The sequence below is a fragment of the Pseudomonas sp. NPDC087639 genome, from assembly GCF_044743385.1.
Taxonomy (GTDB): domain Bacteria; phylum Pseudomonadota; class Gammaproteobacteria; order Pseudomonadales; family Pseudomonadaceae; genus Aquipseudomonas.
In genome coordinates this window covers 1-1,172 of sequence record NZ_JBIUWI010000162.1, presented here as the reverse complement: position 1 = coordinate 1,172, position 1,172 = coordinate 1, and the positions used below count along the sequence as shown (strand labels likewise).

Below are 1,172 nucleotides of genomic sequence, written 5' to 3'. Positions count from 1 at the left end.
CGATACCGGTGGTAAAGACCTGATGGTGCTGGACGTGCTGGCCCTCATCAAAGAGCAGGACGAAGGTTTCTCCTATCGTCGCTCTTGCCGTGAAGGTGTCTGCGGCTCCGACGGCATGAACATCAACGGCAAGAACGGTCTGGCCTGCATCACGCCACTGTCCGCCGTTGTAAAAGGTAACAAGTTGATCGTTCGTCCTCTGCCAGGTTTGCCGGTTATCCGTGACTTGGTCGTCGATATGAGCATCTTCTACAAGCAATACGAGAAGGTGAAGCCTTACCTGCAGAACGACACGCCGGCTCCGGCCATCGAGCGTCTGCAGTCGCCAGAAGAGCGTGAAAAGCTCGACGGTCTGTACGAGTGCATCCTGTGCGCTTGCTGCTCGACCTCTTGCCCGTCCTTCTGGTGGAACCCGGACAAGTTCCTGGGTCCAGCTGCTCTGCTGCAAGCCTATCGCTTCCTGGCAGACAGTCGTGACACCAAGACCAACGAGCGTCTGGCTTCGCTCGATGACCCGTTCAGCGTATTCCGCTGCCGGGGCATTATGAACTGCGTCAACGTATGTCCGAAAGGCCTGAACCCGACTAAGGCCATCGGTCACATCCGTAACATGCTGCTTTCGAGCGGCGTGTGATTCAGCTGCTGTAACCGCTGTACCGTAGAGGCTGTGGCGCGGGCTTCAACCCGCGTCATGGCTATAACCAGAGCAGTAGTCACAAGCTGCAGCTCTTATTTTGAAGAAATGAGACAAGCAGGGGCATCCGGGCTGGTACCCGGACTATCAGTGTGATCCTAAGTGGCTTGTTTTAGTCGCTGCATTCGGACTTCTGCAAGTTTGCTCGGTGTCGACACCGATGGTGTTCCCCTAACCGAGGGTGACCAAGCATGCAAGAAAGCGTGATGCAGCGCATGTGGAACAGCGCCTACCTTTCAGGTGGAAACGCTGCCTATGTGGAAGAGCTTTATGAGCTCTACCTGCACGACCCTAACGCTGTGCCAGAAGAGTGGCGCACCTACTTTCAGAAGTTGCCTGCCGACGGCAACTCTGCCACTGATGTTTCGCACTCGACGATTCGCGATCATTTCGTGCTGCTGGCAAAGAACCAGCGCCGCGCTCAACCGGTTTCCGCCGGGAGCGTGAGCAGCGAGCACGAGAAGAAGCAAGTTGAAGT

Annotated in this window: 1 protein-coding gene and 1 pseudogene; both read left to right on the top strand. The window is 56.2% G+C overall.

Going from position 1 to position 1,172, the window contains the following annotated elements; genetic code table 11:
* The coding region (locus tag ACIOVB_RS27485) for a succinate dehydrogenase iron-sulfur subunit (protein WP_401272274.1) at window positions 1-634 on the top strand (634 nt) is incomplete at its 5' end.
* A gap of 251 nt (window positions 635-885) precedes the next feature.
* A pseudogene (locus ACIOVB_RS27480) lies at window positions 886-1,172 on the top strand (2-oxoglutarate dehydrogenase E1 component); the annotation flags it as partial.